24 protein-coding genes and 1 tRNA gene are annotated in these 23,159 nt (G+C 63.4%); 8 read left to right on the top strand and 17 right to left on the bottom strand.

Features of this window, described 5'->3' with window-relative positions:
* Nucleotides 1-24: 24 nt before the first annotated feature.
* Together NLM15_RS06810 and NLM15_RS06815 are read left to right on the top strand one after the other, a co-directional pair.
* Nucleotides 25-606 carry a flavin reductase family protein gene (locus NLM15_RS06810; RefSeq protein ID WP_254116255.1) on the top strand — a complete coding sequence of 194 codons (582 nt, stop codon included), beginning with the start codon at nt 25-27 and terminating at the stop codon, nt 604-606.
* Between the two features lie 90 nt (nt 607-696).
* Nucleotides 697-852 carry a hypothetical protein gene (locus NLM15_RS06815; RefSeq protein WP_167523728.1) on the top strand — a complete coding sequence of 52 codons (156 nt, stop codon included), beginning with the start codon at nt 697-699 and terminating at the stop codon, nt 850-852.
* A 133-nt stretch (nt 853-985) separates the two neighbouring features.
* Here NLM15_RS06815 and NLM15_RS06820 read toward each other — a convergent pair whose 3' ends face one another.
* Both NLM15_RS06820 and NLM15_RS06825 read right to left on the bottom strand, forming a co-directional pair.
* Nucleotides 986-2,134, bottom strand: a complete 1,149-nt coding sequence (locus tag NLM15_RS06820; protein ID WP_254116256.1) for a M20 family metallopeptidase — start codon at nt 2,132-2,134, stop codon at nt 986-988.
* Between the two features lie 200 nt (nt 2,135-2,334).
* Complete coding sequence (locus tag NLM15_RS06825; RefSeq protein ID WP_254116257.1) at nt 2,335-3,585, bottom strand: vanadium-dependent haloperoxidase; 1,251 nt, start codon at nt 3,583-3,585, stop codon at nt 2,335-2,337.
* 378 nt (nt 3,586-3,963) lie between these two features.
* Here NLM15_RS06825 and NLM15_RS06830 point away from each other — a divergent pair, with 378 nt between their 5' ends.
* Nucleotides 3,964-4,296: a GYD domain-containing protein gene (locus NLM15_RS06830; protein WP_254116258.1), complete on the top strand. Its 333-nt coding sequence runs from the start codon at nt 3,964-3,966 to the stop codon at nt 4,294-4,296.
* A 139-nt stretch (nt 4,297-4,435) separates the two neighbouring features.
* Here NLM15_RS06830 and NLM15_RS06835 read toward each other — a convergent pair whose 3' ends face one another.
* The 8 genes from NLM15_RS06835 to NLM15_RS06870 all read right to left on the bottom strand — a co-directional run bounded on the left by NLM15_RS06835 (nt 4,436) and on the right by NLM15_RS06870 (nt 12,773).
* The gene (locus tag NLM15_RS06835; protein WP_254116259.1) at nt 4,436-5,821 is read right to left on the bottom strand and encodes a sigma-54-dependent Fis family transcriptional regulator; all 1,386 of its coding nucleotides are present in this window, start codon (nt 5,819-5,821) and stop codon (nt 4,436-4,438) included.
* Between the two features lie 51 nt (nt 5,822-5,872).
* Entirely contained in the window at nt 5,873-6,220 is a 348-nt protein-coding gene (gene fliN / locus NLM15_RS06840; protein WP_254116260.1) for a flagellar motor switch protein FliN, read from the bottom strand.
* Nucleotides 6,221-6,223: 3 nt separating this feature from the next.
* Entirely contained in the window at nt 6,224-6,847 is a 624-nt protein-coding gene (locus NLM15_RS06845) for a FliH/SctL family protein (protein WP_254116261.1), read from the bottom strand.
* A complete protein-coding gene (fliG, locus tag NLM15_RS06850; protein WP_254116262.1) occupies nt 6,847-7,938 on the bottom strand; it encodes a flagellar motor switch protein FliG in 1,092 nt (363 codons plus the stop codon). Before fliG ends, NLM15_RS06845 begins: the two co-directional genes overlap by 1 nt.
* A 32-nt stretch (nt 7,939-7,970) precedes the next feature.
* Nucleotides 7,971-9,587, bottom strand: a complete 1,617-nt coding sequence (fliF, locus tag NLM15_RS06855; protein ID WP_254116263.1) for a flagellar basal-body MS-ring/collar protein FliF — start codon at nt 9,585-9,587, stop codon at nt 7,971-7,973.
* A 192-nt stretch (nt 9,588-9,779) separates the two neighbouring features.
* A complete protein-coding gene (locus NLM15_RS06860; protein WP_002714638.1) occupies nt 9,780-10,055 on the bottom strand; it encodes a DUF1153 domain-containing protein in 276 nt (91 codons plus the stop codon).
* Between the two features lie 386 nt (nt 10,056-10,441).
* Nucleotides 10,442-11,149: a flagellar hook assembly protein FlgD gene (locus NLM15_RS06865; protein WP_254116264.1), complete on the bottom strand. Its 708-nt coding sequence runs from the start codon at nt 11,147-11,149 to the stop codon at nt 10,442-10,444.
* Between the two features lie 13 nt (nt 11,150-11,162).
* Nucleotides 11,163-12,773, bottom strand: a complete 1,611-nt coding sequence (locus tag NLM15_RS06870; protein WP_254116265.1) for a flagellar hook-length control protein FliK — start codon at nt 12,771-12,773, stop codon at nt 11,163-11,165.
* Between the two features lie 360 nt (nt 12,774-13,133).
* On the opposite strand from NLM15_RS06870, the gene mnmA reads away from it, so the two are divergent.
* The 4 genes from mnmA to NLM15_RS06890 all read left to right on the top strand — a co-directional run bounded on the left by mnmA (nt 13,134) and on the right by NLM15_RS06890 (nt 15,799).
* Nucleotides 13,134-14,315, top strand: a complete 1,182-nt coding sequence (gene mnmA, locus NLM15_RS06875; RefSeq protein ID WP_254116266.1) for a tRNA 2-thiouridine(34) synthase MnmA — start codon at nt 13,134-13,136, stop codon at nt 14,313-14,315.
* 23 nt (nt 14,316-14,338) lie between these two features.
* Complete coding sequence (locus tag NLM15_RS06880; RefSeq protein WP_254116267.1) at nt 14,339-14,977, top strand: class I SAM-dependent methyltransferase; 639 nt, start codon at nt 14,339-14,341, stop codon at nt 14,975-14,977.
* Nucleotides 14,978-15,133: 156 nt separating this feature from the next.
* Nucleotides 15,134-15,496, top strand: coding sequence for a hypothetical protein (locus NLM15_RS06885; RefSeq protein WP_254116268.1), 363 nt, complete (start codon nt 15,134-15,136; stop codon nt 15,494-15,496).
* 226 nt (nt 15,497-15,722) lie between these two features.
* Nucleotides 15,723-15,799: transfer RNA gene (locus tag NLM15_RS06890), tRNA-Met, on the top strand.
* Here NLM15_RS06890 and NLM15_RS06895 read toward each other — a convergent pair.
* The 5 genes from NLM15_RS06895 to NLM15_RS06915 all read right to left on the bottom strand — a co-directional run bounded on the left by NLM15_RS06895 (nt 15,756) and on the right by NLM15_RS06915 (nt 21,288).
* The gene (locus tag NLM15_RS06895; protein WP_309144963.1) at nt 15,756-17,426 is read right to left on the bottom strand and encodes a recombinase family protein; all 1,671 of its coding nucleotides are present in this window, start codon (nt 17,424-17,426) and stop codon (nt 15,756-15,758) included. The two genes, NLM15_RS06890 and NLM15_RS06895, sit on opposite strands and share 44 nt — an antisense overlap.
* Nucleotides 17,326-17,607, bottom strand: a complete 282-nt coding sequence (locus tag NLM15_RS06900) for a hypothetical protein (RefSeq protein WP_254116269.1) — start codon at nt 17,605-17,607, stop codon at nt 17,326-17,328. The genes NLM15_RS06895 and NLM15_RS06900 overlap by 101 nt, the downstream gene beginning before the upstream one ends.
* A 442-nt stretch (nt 17,608-18,049) precedes the next feature.
* The gene (locus NLM15_RS06905) at nt 18,050-19,618 is read right to left on the bottom strand and encodes a recombinase family protein (protein WP_309144915.1); all 1,569 of its coding nucleotides are present in this window, start codon (nt 19,616-19,618) and stop codon (nt 18,050-18,052) included.
* 119 nt (nt 19,619-19,737) lie between these two features.
* Nucleotides 19,738-20,910 carry a type IV secretion system DNA-binding domain-containing protein gene (locus NLM15_RS06910; RefSeq protein WP_254116270.1) on the bottom strand — a complete coding sequence of 391 codons (1,173 nt, stop codon included), beginning with the start codon at nt 20,908-20,910 and terminating at the stop codon, nt 19,738-19,740.
* Nucleotides 20,911-20,925: 15 nt separating this feature from the next.
* The gene (locus tag NLM15_RS06915; protein WP_254116271.1) at nt 20,926-21,288 is read right to left on the bottom strand and encodes a hypothetical protein; all 363 of its coding nucleotides are present in this window, start codon (nt 21,286-21,288) and stop codon (nt 20,926-20,928) included.
* Nucleotides 21,289-21,628: 340 nt separating this feature from the next.
* Here NLM15_RS06915 and NLM15_RS06920 point away from each other — a divergent pair, with 340 nt between their 5' ends.
* Complete coding sequence (locus tag NLM15_RS06920) at nt 21,629-22,039, top strand: DUF3085 domain-containing protein (protein WP_254116272.1); 411 nt, start codon at nt 21,629-21,631, stop codon at nt 22,037-22,039.
* 164 nt (nt 22,040-22,203) lie between these two features.
* Here the strand turns inward: NLM15_RS06920 and NLM15_RS06925 are convergent, their stop codons facing one another.
* Both NLM15_RS06925 and NLM15_RS06930 read right to left on the bottom strand, forming a co-directional pair.
* Nucleotides 22,204-22,413, bottom strand: coding sequence for a hypothetical protein (locus tag NLM15_RS06925; protein WP_254116273.1), 210 nt, complete (start codon nt 22,411-22,413; stop codon nt 22,204-22,206).
* 33 nt (nt 22,414-22,446) lie between these two features.
* Nucleotides 22,447-22,689, bottom strand: a complete 243-nt coding sequence (locus tag NLM15_RS06930) for a hypothetical protein (RefSeq protein WP_254116274.1) — start codon at nt 22,687-22,689, stop codon at nt 22,447-22,449.
* Nucleotides 22,690-23,159 lie beyond the last annotated feature (470 nt).

The following is a 23,159-nucleotide window of genomic DNA, read 5'->3' on the forward strand; positions in this document are numbered from 1 at the left end:
GAACCCCGCTTCGGGGAGCTTGCCATGAATGTAGTGCCCCGCGATCTCATGACCGAAATTGCCGTCTCGCCTGCCGATTTCCGCGGTGCCATGCGCCACCTCACCGGCGGTGTCAGTGTCATCACCGCCGGGCGGGGCAAGGACATCACCGGCATGACGGTGACCTCGGTGACCTCGCTGTCGGTCGAGCCGCCGACGCTGCTGGTCAGCATCAACCGCGATGCCTCGTCCTTCCCTCTGATCCGCCGCTACGGCGCCTTCGGCGTGAACATCCTCGCGGCTGACCAGCTCGACGTCGCCGAGCGTTTTGCCGGCAAGGGCGGGCTGAAGGGCCCTGATCGCTTTGCGGGCAGCCGTTGGGTGACATCAGTCTCCGGTGTTCCGCTGCTGGTCGGCGCGTTGTCCGCGGTCGATTGCGAGGTCGAGGAGATCGTCGAACGCCACTCGCACGGCATCGTCATCGGCCGCGTCAGGGACGTCAGGAATTCGACGCGCAACGCCGCATTGGCCTATTGGCACGGCCAGTATGTGGCGGTCGATCAGGACGAAGACGCGGCCCGTCTCGCGGAAGTCAGCGTTCCCGCACGCGGCCGGCGCGGCGTTTGATCGCTGCCGGCCGCACAGGCTGGCCTTTTCCCCGTCATCGCTCTAGAAGCGCCCTGAGGCGTCCCGCCGGGGCGGCAACGGAGCGGAACGATGAAGCGCGTCGCGACCCTAGCCTTCTACGCCATCGGTGCGCTCGCGATCGCCTATCTCGCGCTCTACGCCTACGCGATGTTTTCAGGCCAGCCGATCGTACCGGGCGACCCCATCCACATCTTCCGCAAGCCAGACGCGCCGAGCTATTCGTGAGATTTAGTAGGGTGGGTTAGCCTTGCGGTTGCGCGAAGCGCAGACCGCTGGGCGTAACCCACCTCTTTTGTTTCCGCGGATGCCGACCGTGGTGGATTACGCCTTCGGCTAATCCACCCTACGGCACCTTCGTTCAACCCTTTAAAATCGCGAGCGCCAGGGCCTGCGCGCGCGGCACGATGCTGTCGATCTCCAGATATTCCTCCGGCGTGTGCGCGAGCCCGCCGACCGGCCCGAGACCGCAGATGGTCGGCGTGCCGACCGCAGCCGTAAAGCCGGAATCGGCGCAGCCGCCGGAGAACTCGCCCTGCAGCGTGGTGAGGCCGACCTGCCTTGCGGCGGCCTGATAACCCTCGAACAGCGCCCTCGACTCGGCGCTCTGCACCACCGGCACAAACTCGCCCTTGATCGTCAGCGTTGCGCTGGTGCCCGGCACGTAAGGTGTCGCGATGATCTTTTCGATCGCGGCCATGATCCGCGCGCGATCAGCGGGATCGACATAGCGCAGGTCGATCTGGCCCTCGGCATAAGGCGCCGTGGTGTTGACGGACTGGCCGCCCGAGACGAGACCGACATTGAGCGTGATGCCCTTGTCGAGATCGGTCAATGCGTGGATCTGGACGATCTTGTGCGCGAGCTCGCCGATCGCGCTGACGCCGGCGGCGAAATTGGCGCCCGAATGCGCGGCTTTGCCGGTGATGGCAAAATGCATGAAGATGCCGCCCTTGCGGCCCGTGACGATATTGCCCGTGGGCCGGCCTGGCTCGGAATTGAACACCGCGCGGGCGGCGCGTCCCTCGCGCTCGATCACGGGACGGCAGGAGGGCGAGCCGATCTCCTCGTCCGAGGTGATCAGAACCTTGATCGGATGCGGTGAGCCGCCGAATTTGTGGAAGGCGGTTGCCACGAACACGTTCATGACGAGGCCGGACTTCATGTCGGAGACGCCGGGGCCATAGGCGCGGTTGTCCTTGATCGTGAACGGGCGGCGCCCGGCCTCGCCCTTACCGAACACGGTGTCGCGATGGCCCATCAACAGCACCGGCTTCTCGTTGCTGCCGGGCTTGGCGACATCGGCATGGATCGCATCGCCGAAGGTGGCGTTGGCCTCGCGCCGGAACGGAATGCCGTGCTCGGCAAAATGCCGCTCGAACCGCGCACCGACCGCATCGACGCCTTCCTTGTCATAGGAGCCGGAATCGATGTTCACGACATCGCGCAGCAGATCGATCATCGCCTGCCGCTGCGACGCCAGCCAGTCCGTGATTTGAGCTTCCGACATGTTGTCCCTCGCGTGGTTCTTCACGCGGGGTTATAGGGCATGGCGCAGGCGCGACCTAGTCGCCGGATGCGGTGCCGCCATGTGTTCGCTCCGGTAGCCCGGATGAGCGAAGCGATATCCGGGGAGCCGCCGTGCCGGCACGGTCCCGCATGTCGCTCCGCTCATGCGGGCTATGATGCTTCCTCCAAGTCGGCAACAGTCTAACGGCGCGGTTCTGCCTTCGCCTCCACACCGCGAAGCTGCGTCGCGACAGTCAACGTGCCGATCTTTCGACCCATCTCCTTGCCGACTTCGGTCGAGAACCGGTAGTGAAAGCCCGCCCAGATACGGGCGTTGGAGACTTCGTCGCTATAATCCTGCAGCCGCGACCATTTTCGCGTGACACCCGGCGCCGTGGGGCTGGTCAATGAGAACTCGCCGAAATCTCCGACGACATTCTGGAGCACGGTCGAAATCGTGGCCGAGACGATGCAGTGAGCGCAGGGATATTCCGGATGCATCGGCGTTTCCCCCAGCGGCAGCCAGGATGGATCGCGGGGCGTCGCCGGATTTGAGGTCAGGTCGGCGTTGCGTATGGCCGTGATTGGTCGCCACAGATTGTAATGGTACTTTGCGTCGAATACGGCGACGATGGCGTCGTTGCCGGCAATTGACGTCAACGCGAACAGCCGGGCGCAGTCGACGAGATCCATGCCCTTTGCCGTTGCCGCTTGCCTCACGATGGGATTGTAGGTGCGGGCGCCGACGAAGAACCAGAATCGACCAATGGTCGTTTGCTCCGGCGTCCGGATCGGGCTGCTCCGGCTGCCGACCTCACGGATCTCGTTGACGTCCCGGGTCCAGACTGTTGAATCGAGCGCCGGCGGCGGTGCGGGGCGAAATTGCGATCCGGAGGCCAGGACCCATGGCGTCGTCGCACCCGTGGTGGAGAAGAGCGGGACGGCGGTCGGAACGTAGGCGCCCGGTGTCGTCAGGGGCCGGTAGGTTTCCGTGGCGGCGCTGCCGTCATTGGCACGAAGCTCGATGATCTTGGTCGCGGCCTCTTTCCCAAGGTTGATGCCGGCGACCTTGGTCACACCGTCGGCAATCGGCGCCAGAGAGTTCGTCAACGTCGCATCCAGGTCCTGCTTGAGGTCTGGATGGAGCGACAGCAGCACATCGTGAGCGGCCGCTGCTGCGGCAGCTTCCCGCGACGTCGAGCGGTCCGCTGACAACGAGAATTTGTACGGCGTGTAACGGCGGTCGATCGCGTTGACGGCTTCGAACATTGCGACGTGCATCATGGACAAGGTGCGGCTGTGGGGTGCCGGAAGAATTTGCTTCTCGGCCGCGATCGCATCGGCCTTTGCGTTCCAGTCCATGATCACGTCAGCGCGCGCGAGCGTCGCCGAGGCCGCGAGCAGCAAAACGACCATCGATAGGCGGGAGATCGTCGTGGAGGAGTATTTCATGGCTTGCCCTTTCGAGGTGAAGGACGTGTGCGAAGGCGGAGGCGGTCTCTCGCCGATGTCGCCTCACTCGAAAATTCTACCGGTCCCGGCGCGTATCGATAGTGAACTGCTTCACGCGCAGCAGGCCTTGGTCCCGAAAACGAATTTGTCCTGCCCGGCACAATGGTAACGTTCCAAATGGGTCGGCTTGGCTTACCGTTCGCGCACCATTGCAGTGTCAGTTATAATTCGGACAAGCTGCCAGTTGGACGTGCCGAAGTCCGTGACTGAATTTTCAAGGCAGCTTGCGTGCCGTCGGCAGGCCGTGCCTTGCTCTCGCTCGAAGAGCTCTTTCCAAAGCGACATTTGTCATCGTTCTAGCTTCGACGGAGGGAAAACATGCCGCTGTTCATCTCGTACGTCTCATACTCAAATGCCGGCATCAAAGGATTGGTCGACAAGCCGTCCGATCGCACCGCGGTCATTGGTGCGATGATCGAGAAGGCTGGCGGGAAGCTCCAGGGAGCGTTCATGACGACAGGCGCACATGACGCGCTGATCGTTGCGGAGTTCCCCGACGGAGCCGATGCTGTCGCCATCGGAATGGCAGCCGCGGCGAGCGGCGCCATCGCCAAGATCGAAACCGTACGCGCCTGGAAGATGGGCGACTTCAAGAGCATCGCGGAAAAGGCCGCGAAGCTTGCAAGCGTCTACGTTCCGCCGGGCAAGTAGCTTGATGTGAGCGTGGCGCCGCGATGAGGCAAAACACTCGGTCGCCATGGCCGGCGCGTCCCGGCCATTCGCCCGCTTCACGTGAGAATGCCCGGGACTGGCCCGGGCATTCGTTCGTCAGCTTGTGTGCTCTGGGGCCCTACGCCCCCACCATCGGCATCCGCGGATACTCACCCGGCGTTCCCGCCGGCGTGATCGGAATGCCGCCGTCGGAATATTCGTTGAGCTTGTTGCGCAGCGTGCGGATCGAGATGCCGAGGATGTTGGCGGCGTGGGTCCGGTTGCCGAGGCAGTGCTTCAGCGTCTCCAGGATCAGGTCGCGCTCGACGTCGGCGACGGTGCGGCCGACCAGCGCGCGCGTCACCTGCTCGGCGGCCATGGTGGCATGCGCCACGGCCGGCGCGGTCTTGGCGAGGTCGAGGCGGTCGCCGTCCGGCGTGATGATCGCGTCGGGGCCGATCTCGTCGCCCTGCGCCATCAGCACCGCACGGTGCATGGTGTTTTCGAGCTCACGGACGTTGCCCTGCCAGCGGTTGGTGGAGAGCACGCGGCGCGCTTCCGCCGAGATCGGGCGCATCGGCACGCCGTTGGCCTCGGCGTATTTCTTCACGAAGTGCTGGGCGAGTTCCAGAATGTCGGCGGGGCGCTCGCGCAGCGGCGGGATCTTCAGGTTGACGACGTTGAGGCGGAACAGCAGATCCTCGCGGAACGTGCCTTCGCGCACGGCCTCCGCCAGATTGCGGTTCGAGGTCGCGATGATGCGGATGTCGACAGGGACGGGCTTGGTGCCGCCGACGCGATCGATGACGCGCTCCTGAATGGCGCGCAGCAGCTTCGATTGCAGGCGGACGTCCATCTCCGAGATTTCGTCGAGCAGCAGCGTGCCGCCGGTCGCCTCCTCGAACTTGCCGATGCGGCGGGCGACCGCGCCGGTGAAGGCGCCCTTCTCGTGGCCGAACAGTTCGGATTCCAGGAGATGCTCGGGGATCGCGGCGCAGTTGATCGAGATGAAGGGGCGCTTGACGCGCGCCGAGCGGGTGTGGACGTAGCGCGCCAGCACTTCTTTGCCGGTGCCGGATTCGCCGGTGATCATCACCGAGGCGTCCGAACCCGCGATCTGCTGGGCGAGCTTGATCACCTTGGCCATCGCCTCGTCGCGATAGACCAGTTCGCGGGAATCGTTGGCGACCGCGGCGAGCACGGCTGCGATCAGTTCCGGATCCGGCGGCAGCGGGATGTATTCCTTGGCGCCGGCATGGATCGCGGCGACCGCGGCGCGGGCGTCGTTGGTAATGCCGCAGGCGACGATCGGCGCGTGGATGTGCTCGGCTTCGAGCCGCATCACGAGGTCGCGGATGTCGAGGGCGACGTCGACCAGCAGGAGGTCGGCACCCTTGCCGCCGCGCAGCACACGCATCGCCTGCTCGTGATCCTCGGCGTGGGTCACGGTGGCGCCGTTCTCCATCGCGATCTTGGTGGCGGTGGTGAGCTGGCCCTTCAATGTGCCAACGATGAGAAGCCGCATGTCAATCTCCTGTCCGTCTGGTCGCGCTGCCGCGCGTCATGTCCTGCGCTACTAGCTGCGTTCAGTCTTGATGATTTCGGTCATGGTCACGCCGAGCTTGTCCTCGACGAGGACGACTTCGCCGCGGGCGACCAGCTTGTTGTTGACGTAGATGTCGATGGCCTCGCCGACGCGGCGGTCGAGCTCGAGCACGGTGCCGGGCCCGAGCTTCAACAGCTCGCTGACGTCCATCTTGGAGCGGCCGAGCACGGCCGAGACCTGCACCGGCACGTCGAACACGGCCTCGAGGTCGGCGGCGGCGCGCGTCGCATATTCGTCCTCGTTGTAGCCGACGTCGGCGGTCGGCGGCAGCGGGCCGTTGAGATCGGGCAGCGGGACCTGTCCGTCGGTGTCGCTCATGGTTTAGCTCCCCCTGCGGGACGCGATATAGCGTCCGACCATTTCGTCGATCTTGGCCGCGATGGCGCCGCGTTCCAGCACCACGCCGCCATCGGCCCATTCGATCCGGCAGTCGCCGGTGACAATTTCGGGCTCGGCCAGGATCACGAGCCGGCCCTCGAAGCCGCTCTGCTTGGCGAGCCGCTCGATCTTCTCGCGCGCGCTGTCGTAGAGCGCGTCGTTGATGCGGACGACGAGATGCGGCGTCGCGACCAGGTGCGAGAAGCAGTCCTTGACCAGCGCCATGATCTCGCCGAGCGGTTCGGCGGCGACCAGATCGGCGCACAGCTTGCGCGCCACGGCCACGGCGACGTCGACCGCCTCGGTCTCCATCTTGGACTCGATGTTGCCGATGCCGGACGCGATGCCCCGGACGGCGATGTTGATCTCTTCCATGGCGAGCGCGACGCGGCGGTCGCTTTCGGCCTTGGCTTCGCGCTGGCCGGCGGCAAAGCCGTCCTGATAGGCGCGCGCCTCGGCTTCGGCGACCTTCTGGGCGATTTCGGCCGCGGTCGCAGCCTTCTCGCGCGTCGTCCGCTCCGGCGCCGCGAAGTCGGTGTCGAACAGGAATTTTGCCGGGGCGCCCATCAATACACCAGCTCGTCGTCGGCGCGGTTCTTGGTCAGCATGATCTCGCCCTTGGCGGCGAGGTCCTTTGCGAGGTTGACCAGCAGCGCCTGGGCCTCGTCGACGTCGCGCAGGCGCACGGGTCCCATTGCCGCCATGTCGTCCTGGAGCATCTTGGCCGCGCGCGAGGACATGTTGCCGAAGAAGAAGTTGCGGACGTCCTCGTTGGCGCTCTTGAGCGCGACGCCGAGCTTGTCCTTGTCGACATTGCGCATCAGGGTCTGGGCCGAACCGGAATCCAGCTTCACCAGGTCGTCGAAGGTGAACATCAGCGCCTTGATGCGCTCGGCCGATTCGCGGTTGTCCTCTTCCAGCGAGGTGATGAAGCGGGTTTCGGTCTGGCGGTCGAAATTGTTGAAGATTTCCGCCATCACCTCGTGGGCGTCGCGGCGGCGGGTCTGCGACAGGTTGGACATGAATTCGGTGCGTAGCGTCTTTTCCACGCTCTCGATCACCTCCTTCTGCACCGCTTCCATCTTCAGCATGCGGTTGACGACGTCGAGCGCGAGCTCCTCGGGGAAGATGCCGAGCACGCGCGCGGCGTGTTCCGGCTTCAGCTTCGACAGCACGACCGCGATGGTCTGCGGATATTCGTTCTTGAGATAGTTCGCGAGCACCTCTTCCTGCACGTTGGAGAGCTTCTCCCACATGTTGCGGCCCGCGGGGCCGCGGATCTCGTCCATGATGCCGTTGACGCGCTCGGGCGCCAGATATTGCTGGAGCAGCCGCTCGGTAGCGTCGAAATTGCCCATCAGCGCGCCGGAAGCCGACATGCGCGAGACGAATTCGAGCAGCATGTCCTCCACCGTGTCGACTTCGACGGTGCCGAGCGTCGACATCTCCAGCGAGAGCTGGCGCACCTCGTCGTCGTCGAGCAGCGACCAGATCTTGCCGCCATATTGCTCGCCGAGCGCCAGCATCAGGATCGCGGCACGCTTCGGTCCCGCCACTGTTTCGGCCTTGCCGCCTGTGCGGCTGCCGGCGCGCTGGCCGAGCGTGGAGATCACGCTGGTGATGTCGTTCGAGTTGGCGTTTTGCAAGGAGGCGGCCATGTCAGATCACTTCTTGATTCACTTGGCTAGGATTACTTGGCTGGTTCGGTCAGCCACTGGCGGATGATGGCGACGGTTTCGTTGGGGTTGCGTTCGGCGAGCTCGCCGACGCGATGAACGGACTGGGCGTGGACCTGGCCCTGAATGGTGGCGACGTCGATTGCGCTCGCGGCGCCGCCCGGAAGCAGCGGCTGGCCGCTGGCGGCCGGCGCGGCGTCGTCGCTCGCGGCCGGGCCGGTGAGGACGCCGGAGATGGCGGCGGCGACCTCGTCGGAGGCGAGGATGCGCTTGACCAGCGGGCGGATCACCAGGAACAGCACGACCAGGCCCAGCAGCATCATCACGCCGAGCTCGACGAAGTACATGACGTCGTCCTTGGTGAACTGGAGCATGCCGAGGAAGCCTGCGGGCTCGCCGATCGGGGCGGTGGAGGGGGCGTCGGCGAAGCGCAGATTGACGACCTCGACCTGGTCGCCGCGCTTCTGGTCGAAGCCGATCGCCGAGCGCACCAGCGCGGAGATGCGGTCGAGCTGCTCCTTGGTGCGGTCCTGATAGGCCAGCTCGCCCTTGTCGTTCTTGGAATAGATGCCGTCGACCAGCACCGCGACCGAGATGCGGTTGACCCGGCCGGCCTCGGTCACCTCGGTCTTGGTGGTGCGGGAGATCTCGTAATTGTTGGTCTCTTCGGTCTTCTTGCTCTGGTCCTTCGCCGCCGGGCCGCTGTTCTGCTGGTTGCCGGGCAGCTCGTTGTTGACCGTGACCTGGCCGTTGTTGTCGGCGGTCATGCTCTGCTCTTCGCGGGTCTGGCTCGAGCGCAGCACGCGGCCTTCGGGGTCGAACTTGTCCGAGGTCTGGGTGACCTTGTTGAAGTCGAAATCGGCGGAGAGCTGGACGCGGGCGCGGCCGGAGCCGACCACGGAGGAGACGATGTCCTCGACCTGCTTGCGCATCCGCTTCTCGAAGGAGATGCGGCGCTCGTCGCCGACCGCCTGCTCCGGATCGGTCGCGGCGCCGTCGGCGAGCAGCTGGCCGGCCTCGTCGACGATCGAGACCCGCTGCGGCTTCAGCCCGTTGACGGCGGAGGCGACGAGGTGGCGGATGGCGCGGATCTGCTGGGCCTCGAGCGAGCCGCGGACCCGGACCACGATCGAGGCCGACGGCTCCGGCGCCTCGCGCGAGAACAGCGGGCGCTCGGGCAGCACGAGGTGGACGCGGGCGGCCTGGATGCGGTCGATGGCGCGGATGGTGCGGGCGAGCTCGCCCTCGAGCGCGCGGAGGTGATTGATGTTCTGGACGAAGGAGGTGGTGCCGAGCGCATCCGACTTGTCGAACACCTCATAGCCGACACCGCCGCCCTTGGGCAGGCCGCCCTCGGCGAGCTTCATGCGGAGGCGGGTGACCTTGTCCTTGGGCACCATGATGATGCTGCCCTCATTCCGGATCTCGAACTGGATGCCCTGGCGCTCCAAGTCCTTGATAATGCCGGAAGAATCTTCGACCGAGAGGTCGGTGAACAGCGTCGTCATCTGCGGCGTGGTCACGCGCATGATGACGAACGCGAAAAAGCCGATGAGCGCGGCGGTGACCGCGATCATCGCCCCGAACCGGGCGGCGCCGATACCCTTTAAGAAGTCCGCAAGACCTTGCAAGCAACCGCCCCGACAGCTTCGGCTGCTTTCACTGGAAAGGCCGACTGGGCAATTATTGCCTAGGGGATGGTTTCGATATGGTTAACGAAGATTAAGAGCTGGGACAAAAGTCGCGCCAAAAGGAAACATGAAAAAAATCGGCCTCGCAGGGCGAGGCCGATTTTCGTCAAAAGCCGCAGATTTCCGGATCGCTTACTGGCGATATTGCTGGATGCGGGTGGTGCGAAGACCCGCCAGACCGTGCTGGTCGATGGAAAACTGCCAGGAGAGGAATTCGTCGACTGTCAGGGTATAACGGCTGCAGGCCTCCTCGAGGGAGAGAAGTCCGCCACGCACAGCGGCGACGACTTCGGCCTTACGGCGGATGACCCAGCGTTTGGTGCCGGGTGCGGGCAGATCTGCGATCGTCAGCGGACTGCCGTCCGGCCCGATGACGTATTTTACCCTCGGGCGATGGGGTTCTGTCATGGCGTACTCACAAACTCTCAACCACTGAACTCACGCCGTAACCCTACGCGTGCGGGCTTAAAAATCCGCTAAGCCTAAGGCATCAATACAATTCTCGTTGAAAATGACGGGAACGCGACCGTCCCGGGGGGCTGGACACCATGATCCGAGCCGGCCGGGCGGGGTCTTCGTAAATACTTTACTAACAAACGGGGCTTGCGCGCGGTATCGCAAGGCCCTCAGTGTCGTCCCGGCGAAAGCCGGGACCCATACCGCGTGGATCTATCGATGAGACACGGGTCGCAGTACCAAGAATGAATTCCTAACCACGAGTCTTCGCCAAATTTCTCCCTGTGGTTATGGGTCCCCGCGTTCGCGGGGACGACACCGAATTTGTGGCGGCGCCTCTAATTGCTGCTGGTGGCGATGATGCTCTTGACCTGGCTGAGGGTGTAGCTGGCGCCGTCGATGGTGAGCAGCGGCGGCGACTGGGTCAAATCGACCGACGACACCACGCCCTGCACCTGCGCGGCGATGCCGACATTGTTGTTCGCGACGTCCTTGCCCGTAGCCGAGATCGTGTACTTGCCGTCGGGCCATTGCGTGCCGTCATTGCCCATGCCGTTCCAGGTGAAGGGGATGTCGGTGCCGGCCGCGGCGGTATATTTGCCGGTGAACACGGTCTGGCCGGCGGAATTGGCGACGGTGATGTCGACGGTGGAGTCGGAGGGCACGTTGAGATGCCAGGTCGCCGACGACTTCGTCATCGTCGCGGTCGAGCCGTCGACGAGCGCGGTCTTGCCGACGAAGCCCAGCGCCTGGGTCGCCTGCGTGGTCTGCTGCAGGGTGACGAGCTGGGACAGCGAGTCGTTGGTCTTGAGCTGCTGCTCGACGCCGGCGAACTGCACCAGCTGCTGGGTGAACTGGTTGGTGTCGAGCGGATCGAGCGGGTTCTGGTTCTGCAGCTGCGTCGTCAGCAGCGTCAGGAAGGTCTGGAAATTGCCGGCGAGGGTGGATCCCGTGGTCGAGCTCAGCGAGTTCGACGAGGAGGATTTCGGGAGGTCGGTCGTCCCGGAGACGGGAGTAGGCGCGGTGGCGGCATTCGTGGTGGTCATGTTCGAATACTCCTCACACTCTGATGTCGACGCCGCTGCTCGATCCGAGCATGCGGCCGTAGCCGCGCCCGACGGGCGCGGCGGCAACGGTGTCGTCCTCGCTGATGATCAGCCGGCGGGGATTGCCGCCATTGTCGTTGTTCTGGCCGGACTGCTGGCCCGATGAATTCTGGTCGCGCAGGCTGAAGGACAGCCCGTTGCTGCCGGTCTTGAGGCCGGCATCGTCGAGCGCGCGCTGCAGTTGCGGCGCGTCCTGCCGCAGCATCTGCAGCGTCTCCGGCTTCTCGACGGTGAGATGCGAGGTGACCTGGCCGTTGCGGTCGACATTGATGCGGACGTCGATGCGGCCGAGGTCGATCGGATCGAGGCTGATGTCGAAGCGCGTCTTGCCCGCGCGCGCGGCGGCGGCGATCTCGATCGGCACGCCGCTGATCGGCACGGCGGTCGCATTCGCCGCGGTCGCGGTCAGCGTCGCGGTCGATGCGGTCGCGGCCGATGTCGCGTTGGTCAGCGGCGCCTGGATGGTGGAAGCGGCCTGCGCGCTGGTGTCGGTTGGCGTTGCAACGGCCTGCGTGCCCGCATGCGCGTGCGTATTTGCCGTTGCCGGCGTCGCATCGGCGCTGCGATCGGCGGTGCCGGCCTTCGCATCGGTGATGCCGGCGTCTTCTTGCGGCTTGGCGGCCTGCGGATGCGTGGCGTTGGCGGTCGCCGGAGTTTGCGCGGCGTTGGTCTTGCCCGCGTCCTGGCCGATATTGGAGACGTCGGTTTGTTGTTGCGCGGTGGCGACGGCCTTGAACGAAGACTTTGGCGTGCCCTGGTCCACGGCGGCGATCAGCCCGCCATTGGTCTTGGCATCGGTTTTGGCATCGGTCGCGGCCGGATCGGTCGTGCCGGCGGCGGCATCGCCCAGCGTTCCCGTCGTGTCGGCATCGACCTTGGCGCCGGCGGTTTTGGCGCTCTTGTCGCTCGCCGTGGCGGTGTCGGTCTTGCCGCCTGCGATCTGCGCGGCGGTGGAGGCGCTGGCGGCGAGGCCGGCAGCCGCGATCGTCAGCGGCGAGGCGGCGGCATCGCTGGCCTGGCTCGCGGCCGCGTTCGGATCGACCGGCACGCTGGGTGCGGCAACGACAACGCTGGGATCGGGAACGGCGGTCTGCGTCGGGTCGACTTGCGCGGTCGCCGTGGCATCGACGGCGGCAAGCCCGTCGGTGCCGTCGGTCTTGTCGCCCTTGGTCTCGTCGGATTTGTCAGCGGATTTGGCGTCGGACGTCTCGGACTTGTCCTTGGTCTTGTCCTTGGTTTTGGCGGGCTTGGCCGGATCGGCCGCCTCGCTCGCGGCGGGGGCCGGCGTATCGGTGTCGTCGCTGGCCTTGCTCTGCGAGGACTGGTCCGTGGACGACGTATCGCGCGGGCTCTTGTCCGAGGCGGATGACGACGCGGACGAGGCATCGGTCCGGCGCGGCGGGGTGTCCTGCGAATTGTTGCTGATCGCCTGGGTGTTGCTGTCGACCAGCGAGCCGAAGGAATCGTTGGCGGAGGTGTCCCTGGAGCCCTGCGAGCGGGCAGGCTTCTGCTGCGCGCTCTGGACTTGCACGCTGGCTGCTACATCTGACGTCCGACCGACCACGGAAAACCCCTTGGAAACATCTTCGGCCAAGAGGTAGCAAGGAGCGGGCCAGCCCCAGAATGAGCAATTTTATCAAGTAAAATCAGTGACTTGATGAATCGCCCCCGCGGCCGCACGGCCCTCCGCGGCCCCGCCTTTTCTGCCTCCCCGGCAAGAATTGCCCTAAGCTGGCTGCCCGCGTGATTGCTTCACCAGAATGCCGCCTATATTAAAGACGTTACTCTCAGCCGCTTTCGACCGGGCAGTCGTGCCCCCCGGGGGAACCAAGTTCCCGGGGATCGCCGATGTCCCCGCGAGGAAGCCCAGGAACAGCTCAAGCAGCGCGGATCGCCGCACGCCGCCGTCACAACCTTAAGGCCCATGCTCAACAGTCTGGATCTCGAAGGCCGTCCTGAGGACACCAGGGTCGTCGTTGCCATGTCGGGCGGCGTCGACTCCTCGACGACGGCTGCGCTGCTCAAGGCCGAGGGCTACGACGTCGTCGGCATTACGCTCCAGCTCTACGATCATGGCGCGGCGACCCATCGCAAGGGCGCCTGCTGCGCCGGCCAGGACATCCACGACGCCCGCGATGTCGCGGCAAAGCTCGGCATTCCCCATTACGTGCTCGATTACGAGGACCGCTTTCGCGAGTCCGTCATCGACAATTTCGCCGACTCTTACGCGCTCGGCGAGACGCCGGTGCCGTGCATCGAGTGCAATCGCTCCGTCAAGTTCCGCGATCTGCTCAAGACCGCGCGTGAGCTTGGCGCGCAGGCGCTCGCCACCGGCCATTACGTCGCCTCGCGCCGCAGCATTGACGGCTCGCGCGCGCTGGTGTGCGCCGCCGACAGCGACCGCGACCAGAGCTACTTCCTGTTCGCGACCACGCAGGAACAGCTCGACTTCCTGCGTTTTCCGCTTGGTGACATGACCAAGCCCGAGACGCGCGAGCTCGCGCGCCGCTTCGGCCTTGCGGTCGCCGACAAGCACGACAGTCAGGACATCTGCTTCGTGCCGACCGGCCGCTACACCGACATCATCACCCGCCTGCGTCCGAACGCGATGGACCCCGGCGACATCGTCGATCTCGACGGCCACGTGCTCGGGCAACACAACGGCATTGCCAATTTCACTGTCGGCCAGCGCCGTGGCCTCGGCATTGCAGCCAGCGCGCCGCTGTTCGTGGTGCGGCTGGAGGCCGCTAATCGCCGCGTCGTCGTCGGCCCGCGCGATGCGCTGAAGATGCACCGCATCGTGCTGCGTGACGTCAACTGGATCGGCGGCGGCGACATCGACCGCGCCATCGGAAGCGGCCTTGAGATGTTCGTGCGCGTGCGCTCGACCCGCAGCCCGCAGCCGGCCTGGCTGCGCGGCGGCAACGGCCATTACGAAGTCGAGCTCGTCGCCGGCGAGGAGGGCGTCTCGCCCGGACAGGCCTGCGTGTTCTACGACGCGCCCTCGGGGCAGGCGCGCGTGCTCGGCGGCGGCTTTATCCAGAGCGCCGCGGCGAAGGTCGCGAGCAACGCAGCGAGGCCGCTGGTGGAAGCGGTGCGCGGCTAAGAAAATAAGCTGGGGCAGGGGGCATGGCAGCAGACATCTCGCGGGCCGGGGTCGAGAAGGCCTATGGCCGCTGGGCGCCGGTCTACGATCTCGTGTTCGGCAAGGTGTTCGACGCCGGAAGGCAGTCGACCATTCTGGAGGCCGACCGCATCGGCGGCCGCATCCTCGACGTCGGCGTCGGCACCGGGCTTTCGCTCTCTGATTATTCGCGCACCACAAAAATCTGCGGCGTCGATATTTCCGAGCCGATGCTGCGCAAGGCGCAGGCGCGCGTGCGGAGCTTGCGCCTCTCGAATGTCGAAGTGCTCTCGGTGATGGACGCGAAGAACCTCGCCTTCCCGGAAAATTTCTTCGACGCGGTGGTCGCGCAATACGTCATCACCGCGGTGCCCGATCCCGAAGGCACGCTCGACGAGTTCGTGCGCGTGCTCAAGCACGGCGGCGAGCTGATCCTCGTCAACCATATCGGCGCGGAGAGCGGCCCGCGAAAACTGTTCGAGCTGGCCTTCGCCCCCGTCGCCCGCCGCCTCGGCTGGCGCCCGGAATTCCCGTGGGACCGCCTCGTCAACTGGGCCGCCAAGCACGGCGGCGTGACGCTCGCCGAGCGCCGCCCCATGCCGCCGATGGGGCATTTTTCGCTGATCCGCTACGTCAAATCGTGATCGCGATTCGCCGGGGCGCGCTGTCGCCGCAAAACCAGACCTCATGCTGAGGAGCCCGCGAAAGCGGGCGTCTCGAAGCATCGGCCGCGGGGAAACCGCCAGCGTCAATTCGTCGTGCGGCCGGAACCTCCGCATGGGCGCAGACGTTTTCCCCTCATGCGCACGACATCAAACATCGTACTTGCGGGCCTCCTGATCGCCGCCTCCGGCGCTGCGATCGCGCAGGCCCCGCCCGCCCCGGCGACGCCGCCGCAAGCGACCGCGCCGCCATCCCCGCAACACGCCGCCAACTGCATGCCGCAGGACCGGCCGAACCGCGCCACCGCGCCCGACGGCACCACCACCGGCCAGGCCCGGGAACCGCTCGGCGACAGACTGGCCAAATCCGACGGCGTGCTCTGCCCGCCCTCCGGCGTCGACCCCGAGATGCACGCCCCGGCGCCGAGCACGGACGGCGCCATGCCGGTCATCCCGCCCCCCGGCAGCCCCGGCGGCGACCAGACGGTCAAGCCGAAATAGGCCGATCCCTCCTTCGCCTTTCCCCGCCCGCGGGGAGAGGCCGGAATCCGCGCAAAAGCGCGGATTCCGGGTGAGGGGAGTCTCCGCGAGTCCAGTGCGAGAAAAGGCGCGATTCCGCGCTGAATTGACCCCGCCAATCACCGGCCTTTGCTTGACTTCCCGCCGCCCCCTTCCTTATATGCCGCGCGTTCGCGAGATCGGCCGTAACAGCCGTTCGCGACCCTGTGGCGGGGTAGCTCAGCTGGTTAGAGCACGGGAATCATAATCCTGGGGTCGGGGGTTCGAGTCCCTCTCCCGCTACCATGTATCCCCCACTATTGTGGTGGGCCTGCGGAAAGACCTCCCCGCCTAATAGAGTGGCGAGCTTACCTTTCAGCTCGACCTCGAAACCTTTCCAAGGTCCCTTTGGGTGGACAGTGACGCTGTGCACGAGGATCCGAAAATCTTGGATCAGGGAACCACGATCGTCTTCTGCCTTCGAATGACCAGCCATTGTCTCGGCAAGCGCGTTCACCGTACTGATGTAGCGATCCAGGGCAGCTGGGTGGAGTGCAACGGGGACCGGGGCTTCTTCGATTGCGGCGAGTTCTGTCTCGACGCGCAGCCGCTCTTCCTTTAGCTCCGCGATCCGTTGCTTGGCATCCTCCTCAGAGATGACGTAATTGATCACGAGATCAATGTTTCGTTGCCGCTCGCCTTCGATTCGGTCGCGCTTCGCCATCAGTCGCGCACGCACCGCGCCCGCGTCGCCCGCAAGCCGCTCCCGTTCACTGTTGTAGCTGCGCACGTAAGTCTCGATCAGCCTCGGATGGCTCAATTCCTCGGCCATGCCGCTGAGCACAAGCCTTTCGATGTCGCGCAGGTATATGATCCTGCGATTTGAGCAACTCCCGCTCTCGCGAACCGCTGAACAGCGAATCCTGGTCTTTCCGGTCTTGTCACGGTCATGAACCGACATCCCCGATCCGCAATAGCCGCAGCGAAGAAGGCCGGAGAGGAGATGCGGAGCCCGTCGTTTCACGTGACTGGGCAAGTGGCTCTTCGCGGTCTTTACAGCGTGAGCTTGCTCCCAAATGGACTGTTCGACGATGCGTACCTGGGGCGCCTCGATGCTCTGCCACTCATCACGAGGGTTCGGGCGAGATAGTCGCTTACCGGTGTCGGGATCCTTGACCATCCGGACTTTATTCCAGACGATACGGCCGGCATAGAGTTCGTTGAAGATGAGTCCGGCACCACGTTGAGCGTTGCCATTGATCGTCGACGCATTCCATCGCCGGCCTCGTGGTGGACGAACACCTTCTCGGTTTAGATCGTTTGCGATGTCCCGGGGCGTTCGCCCCGCGGCGTACGCCGTGAAAATGCGGCGCACGATCGCAGCTTCGCCTTCGACTATTTCAAGTTCACCGGGCTTGCCGGGAATAGCCCGATATCCATAGGCGCGTCCCCCTGCGTGTCGACCGTCTCGTATCACACCGGCCATGCCGCGACGGACCTTCTTCGCTCCATCTTCGCGCTGCATTTGTCCAACGAGGCCGCGAATTCCAATCAAGACCGAGTCCGCGGTGCCGTCGTGAACGGCTTGAATCTCAATCCCCTGGAAAGATAGTCTTTTGTGGATGCCGGCCAGGTCTTCCATGTCTCGAGAAAGCCGATCCAGCGCTTCCACAATGACAACGGTGAAACGTTGTTGGCGCGCCGCATCCATAAGCTGCATCAAGCCATCGCGACCGAATACAGAGGCTCCAGAACGAGCTCTGTCCTCGAAAATCGCGACGACGTTGAGTTGATGACGGGCCGCATAGGCCCTACACAGAGCAATCTGGTCTTCAGTCGACTTTTCGTTCTGAAGCTCGGTCGAGAACCGAACATAAACTGCCGCGGGCTTCATCTTGATCACCACCGCTGATGCGTTTTTCGCTAGCGGCATCGATATGAGTTTTCATCAGCCGCTCATTCTCGAAGAGATGATCGCGCCTTGCATCGGCGATTGCAAGGGCTTCAACGATTTTGACCAAAACAGGACCAATTTCACTAAGGTTTACGCACCGTGGTGCACCATGAAGAATTCCCCTCGTCTTCGCACGCTTCATTGCAGCAAGATGCTGCATGCAGTCCCACTAGGGCAGGTCGCTTACACATCGATCGTAGATTTGGATATGATTGAAAGCAGAACGATGGGTTCTGAGGAGCGGAGAAATCTAGAGCGGGCTTGTTGTTCTGGCAGAGATCAAGAATCCGCTTGCGTCGTTGTGTAGAAGACCTCCAGCCTTACCGCTAAGAGCGGCGGGATCACGATCGGCCTCGTTGATGTTGCTGTCTTTTTGTCTCACCCGATCGCGTTCATTACGCTTAGGCCGTTCCTCGTGCGAAACTGGTGCGGTCACCCCTGCTCGTGCAGACGAGCCGGGATCGGAAATCTATAGGTCCTATCGCCGAACTCTATCAGGATGATCGTCGAGCGGATCGACTTGATCCTCTTAAGGCTGAAACAGGGGTTCGATTCCCCTAGGGAGCGCCACTTCGGTACACATCTGCGAACACCGCCGGAGGCTACGATGCGGCCTGCAACGGCTTGTTCCAGCGTTGATTTGTCCCCAATGATGCGGATAGCGCGGTCGTCGACCTCGATCCGATCGACGACCGTCCGGATGTAGGCCTTGCGGAAGGGGATGGTGCCGGAGGTGATGTTCTCGCGCATGGCGCGACCAAAACGTCGATGGCTTCCGGACTGAAGGCGGTTGGGGTGGCGGCCTGGGACGTGATCCTGTCGAGCGCAGTCTTGGCGCGGTCCCGGTCGAGCTTAAGGCTTGCGATCCGCCCCTTAAGGACGTCGTCGAGATCCGTGATGCCATCCTCGACCATCTTGTAGAGGCGCTTCAATTTTTCATCGGCCCCGGTGACTTCCGTCTGAAGCGTGGCGACACGCCGGTCGATTTCGAGCGCCTTTTCGGCTCTCCGAGCCGAAACCGAGGCGAGAAGCGCCGCCAACCGCTCAGGACGAAACAGACATTCGACAAGGTTGGTCGTTACCAGATCATCCAGCTTCCCCATGGGAATCGAACGCCCCTTGCAGGCAACCTTGCCTTGGCGGACGCAGGTCGAGCAGGTGTAATATTTATGAACGGTGCCAGATTTCGACGTTCCGGTCCGCAACGTCATGGCCCCGCCGCAGGATGCGCAGACCGTCAGGCCGGTCAAAAGAATGCTTTTCAGGGAGGCGGCGACCGCGTCGAATTCGCTCTTGGAGATGATCGGCGGAACGTCGACGACGATGTGCTCGCTGCCCGGCTTTTCGCGCTGCGTTTTGGCGCAGCGCTTATTGAAGATCCATTCGCCAATATAGACCGTATTGGTCAGGATTTTGTGCACGGCGGCGACGCCGAACAGCCCGCCCGTACGCGTACGGTATCCGTGCTCGTTGAGCCAGGAGGCGATCCCCTTGATGCCGATTGGTCCGGTTTCTCCGTCACCAAGCCGATAGAGCTTGAAAATGGTTTTGATGGTTTCGGCATCGACAGGGTCTACGCAAAGTCGCTTCTTGATGCGGGCGCCTCGCTTTTCGACCTCCTCCAGGGTGTAGCCGAGCGGCAGGGGCGAGCCGTTATAAAATCCTTTGCGAGCATGTTCTTTCATAGCTCGCAGAACGTGTTTGGCATTTTCGCGCGACTGATACTCATCGAACAATGCGATGACCTGACGCATCATGACCTGAGCCGGGTCGTCGCCCAATTCCTGAGTAATGGATACCAGTCTCACGCCGGCCTTCGCGAGCTTTCGGACGTACATTTCGAGCCCAAAAGCATCGCGGAAAAATCGGGAGTACGAGTGCACGACGATCACGTCGAAGGGATTGTCATCGTCGGTTGCGCGCTCGATCATACGCTGGAATTCGGTGCGATCTTCTTCCATGCCGGACGCACCCGCGTCGACATATTCAGAAACGAATTTCCAACCGTGGGTTTTGCAATAGGCCGCAATTTGCTTGCGCTGGTCCGGGATCGACAGATCCGATTCTGCCTGCCGTCCCGTTGACACGCGGAAATATCCGCAAGCGCGGAGATTCTTGGCAGCAATCTCGCTGTCGTCGGCGCGCACTTGTTTGTCATTTTCGACGTTCATTTGCTCAACCTGCTTCCGTACGCTGGGGCCAGAATACCCTGATCTTTTGAAATTATGCAGCTGTGGCGGATGGCCGTCAAACCACCATCTTCGTAGCGCATCCGCCAGCTATCTTACGGTTACCGATCTGATCCGAAATACGGCCAAGCCTTTGCGGTCAGGTCGCGAGAGCGAAAGCCACGGCGTGAATAGGCTGGCTGCGGGCGAATTCTCGGCGTCGTGTCTGACGCCGAGAATGGAAGCGAAATCAGCCGCTCAGGAGAACTGAACGGTGAGGCAGTCGAGGCGCGAATGGCGGCGTATGCAGATCGCTCCGTAGGTGCCAACGAACCCGAAGATAGCCTGCGGGATATCGTGATACTCGTCGCGCTCGACGTTGCACCGTTCCGGCGAACCGTGCTCGAGCGCCGACGACATGCGGCGAACCTCGAATTCGACGAGCCCCTCATTGAACGACGTCTTGAGGCGCTTGAACTGCGCGAAACCGCACCCCCGCACGATACGCGCCGATGACGAATTCTGTGGGCCTCAATCGAGGTCGAATTGCGGATGTCGCGGCCGATGGCCCAGATGAAGCCATCCTCACTTCCCAACGCCAGCTCGCCTGCGCCTGGAACGTTGAAACGGTGCTTGGCATGCCCCTTGACGTCAACGATCAAGCAGCGGTCACCGCGCCGGATCGCCTGCTGCAGCAGCCCTTCAACGATCGTACTCTTTCCTGCGCCGGTTGTGCCGAGTACGGCTACGTGCTCAGGCTCTACATCGCGCGGCATCCGCACGCCTGGAGCGAGGTAGATGCCGCGACCGGCGGCCACCAGCCGATCACGCCATGTCTCCTCGATATGAGAAATACCGAACCCACCGTAGCGCGGTTCGCTGCCGATGCAGGTCTGGACATTGCGGGTCCGTGGCAATCCCCTGTAAATCGCCTGGTAGACAATCTTATAGCTCTTTCGACCTGCAATCATCGCGGCCGCCAGCAGGATCGAAGTTTGGGTCAGCACGCCGTCCGCCGCCAAAGAGGCGACCGGGCGTGTCACGATGTAGAATACGAATTCGGCGATCGAGCCGACCGAGCTGACTGCCCGGGCGTTTGCCCATACGTCGTGCCACATCGTGCCAAAAAAGCCGATATTGACGCGAACGGGACCATCCAAGCCTTCGCTCCACCCGACGGGCGGAGCGAAGGTGTGCAAGAGCGTCCATAGACCGACGGCGACGACGATCGCCGTGATCCATGCCGATGCAATGGCGGGAAACGTGTCGGGCTTGTTTTCAAGCGGGTGCGTCATGACTGATTTCGTCCTTTATGGAAGGGGGGTGGGAATGAGGAGAAGCGAGCCGCGTGGCAGAGCGAAGCGGAAATCAAGCTGCGGGTTGGCTGCGATCACGATGTCGGGCGAGAGGCCACTCAGCGCGGCGACACGCTCGAGCGTCAGCTGATTGGAGGACGCGCGGTAAACGCACCCGCGCTCGTCCGGGGCGAGCCGTTCGCAAACCGGCCACCCCGCGATCATCTCAGCCCGGTGACCGACGATCACCTCGCGCAGCGGATGGCTCAAACGCGAAGCGGTGAGGCTAAAGCGCGGGCAGGCCACAAGCGCTGATGAAATTCTGGTTGAGTGCGTACCGCCGGTAGAGATGCTGCCGGGACACACTGAAAGCATCATTCATTATGATCACTGGCATCACCGCGAAGACCGCCGCTGCCTTAGTCACGAAAGCTGTCACTGCCGGATGAGCCCTGGAACAAGCAGAGTCGGGATGGTATGCGCGACCTGAAAACTCTACCATGATTGCCCGCCGTCGTGTGGACGCTCTGTGCCCGCATAAGGGCCGCTAGGGAGGCTCTTGAGGCCTTCGCTGGACGCGTTGCTCGTCGGTTATGAACCACTGTTTTGCCCGACGGAGCAAGAGGCCATTTGGCTCGGCTTGCGCCATGGGGTAAGATTAGGAGGCATCTGGTTTGCGCAGAGTTTGCTATTGGTTTGCCCGCCCAGGAGGAAACTAATGCAGTCACTGATCTTTGATGCTCCCGAAGTACGTCGCGTTGTTGAGCACTCCATCGCTTCCGATGCGCAGCAGTCCCGGACGGTTCGAGACAAGCGCAGCGGCGAGCTAGTCAAGGAAGCGGTTGGCGCGCCCTCTGTGCTGCTGGCACGAGATCACGGGGTCTATCTTATGTCCAATGGGCTGCCTCGTGACATAGTGAGCGAGCCCCGTTCCTTCGCGGCCTATGCATGGGGTTGTGATCCCTTCCGTGATCCGGACTGGCGTAATAAGGCCCGGTTGCTTGCTGGAGATGATGATTTTTCTATAGCTCTGCCTTGGGCTCACGATCTGAAGGCGCTCATTGACGCTGGCGCCCGCACAGTGGTGTTGAATCTCAAAGACGGGGGCGTTGAGATAGCTGAGGGCTAAGCCTCTCGTGCTGCCACGATTGGCGCAGTTATGCCCAGAAACCAAAAAGGCTGCACCGAGGAACTCTAATGGGACCACACTGGCGCTAAAGGCACTGGGGGTGGCGTACGGATCAAAAGGTAAGGGCACGGGGCGAAGAGCTTCGTGACGAAGGCAGCTTAATCTCAACGATCAAGGCCGCACCAAAGGTTGGCGTGGTTCTCATCACGCAGCGTCTTCTGAAGATCTTTCCGCTGCTGCGGCTTCAAGCCGAACTCGCGGCTGATCAGGTTCATGTAGGTTCGCCCCGGGCTCCGGTTTGCCATGAATGTCACCAATTGGTCGGGGGGCAAGCCGCTGCGCTTGACGGGGACCTTGGAACCGTCGAGGTCCAATGCCCAATCTTGCACCGAGATGTTCGGCAGCTCTTAGCGAATGTACTGAAGAATCTCCGTGCCGCGCTCGCCGGCGGGCAACACGATGAACGGGTCAGTGGGCGCGCACCGCCCCTGTTCGTCGATGACCTTCCGAAGTCGTACACGGCCCATTGCCTGGATGATGGAGGTGGCGAGGTGCCCGCGTTGCGATAGCTCTCTGACGTTCGCGTGCTCTTTCCAAGACGGGTTGTCGTGCCAGTCATCATCACGGACACCTTGGAACGCAAAGAACACGTTGGTGCCCCAAATGCGGTCACGAAACGGAAGGCCGAAGATGACACCGTGTCGAATTCCTTGTAGTCGTTGCTGCCATCGATTGCGCCCCAATGAGCCGATGCGACCCTGCGCACGCCGAGGTCTCCCGGCGCCGACACGAGGTGCTCAACTCGCTTGTGGACGCAGAACGGCACACTACGGTCTGCCGACAATCGCTCAGCCAGATTTGCCTGCAACTGGGGAAACTGTGTGGACGCAAGCTCCTCCATCTTGGTCTTACCAATGCTCGCAGTGCGGGCCACGTGAAGAGTGACATTGCTATAGTCACGGACACCGGGCCGCGTTGGGATGATGTCGGCCCGGTCCTCCATAAGCTGGTACATGAGGTCGACGCTTGCCGTGGCATCCAGCACGACAGGCCCAGGCAGTTCTAAGGGTACCGCAAGGGCCGCTGAGTTCATCGAGTGTTGGTTGCCTGAAAGCGTCAT

It is taken from the genome of Bradyrhizobium sp. CCGB20, from assembly GCF_024199855.1.
Classification (GTDB): domain Bacteria; phylum Pseudomonadota; class Alphaproteobacteria; order Rhizobiales; family Xanthobacteraceae; genus Bradyrhizobium.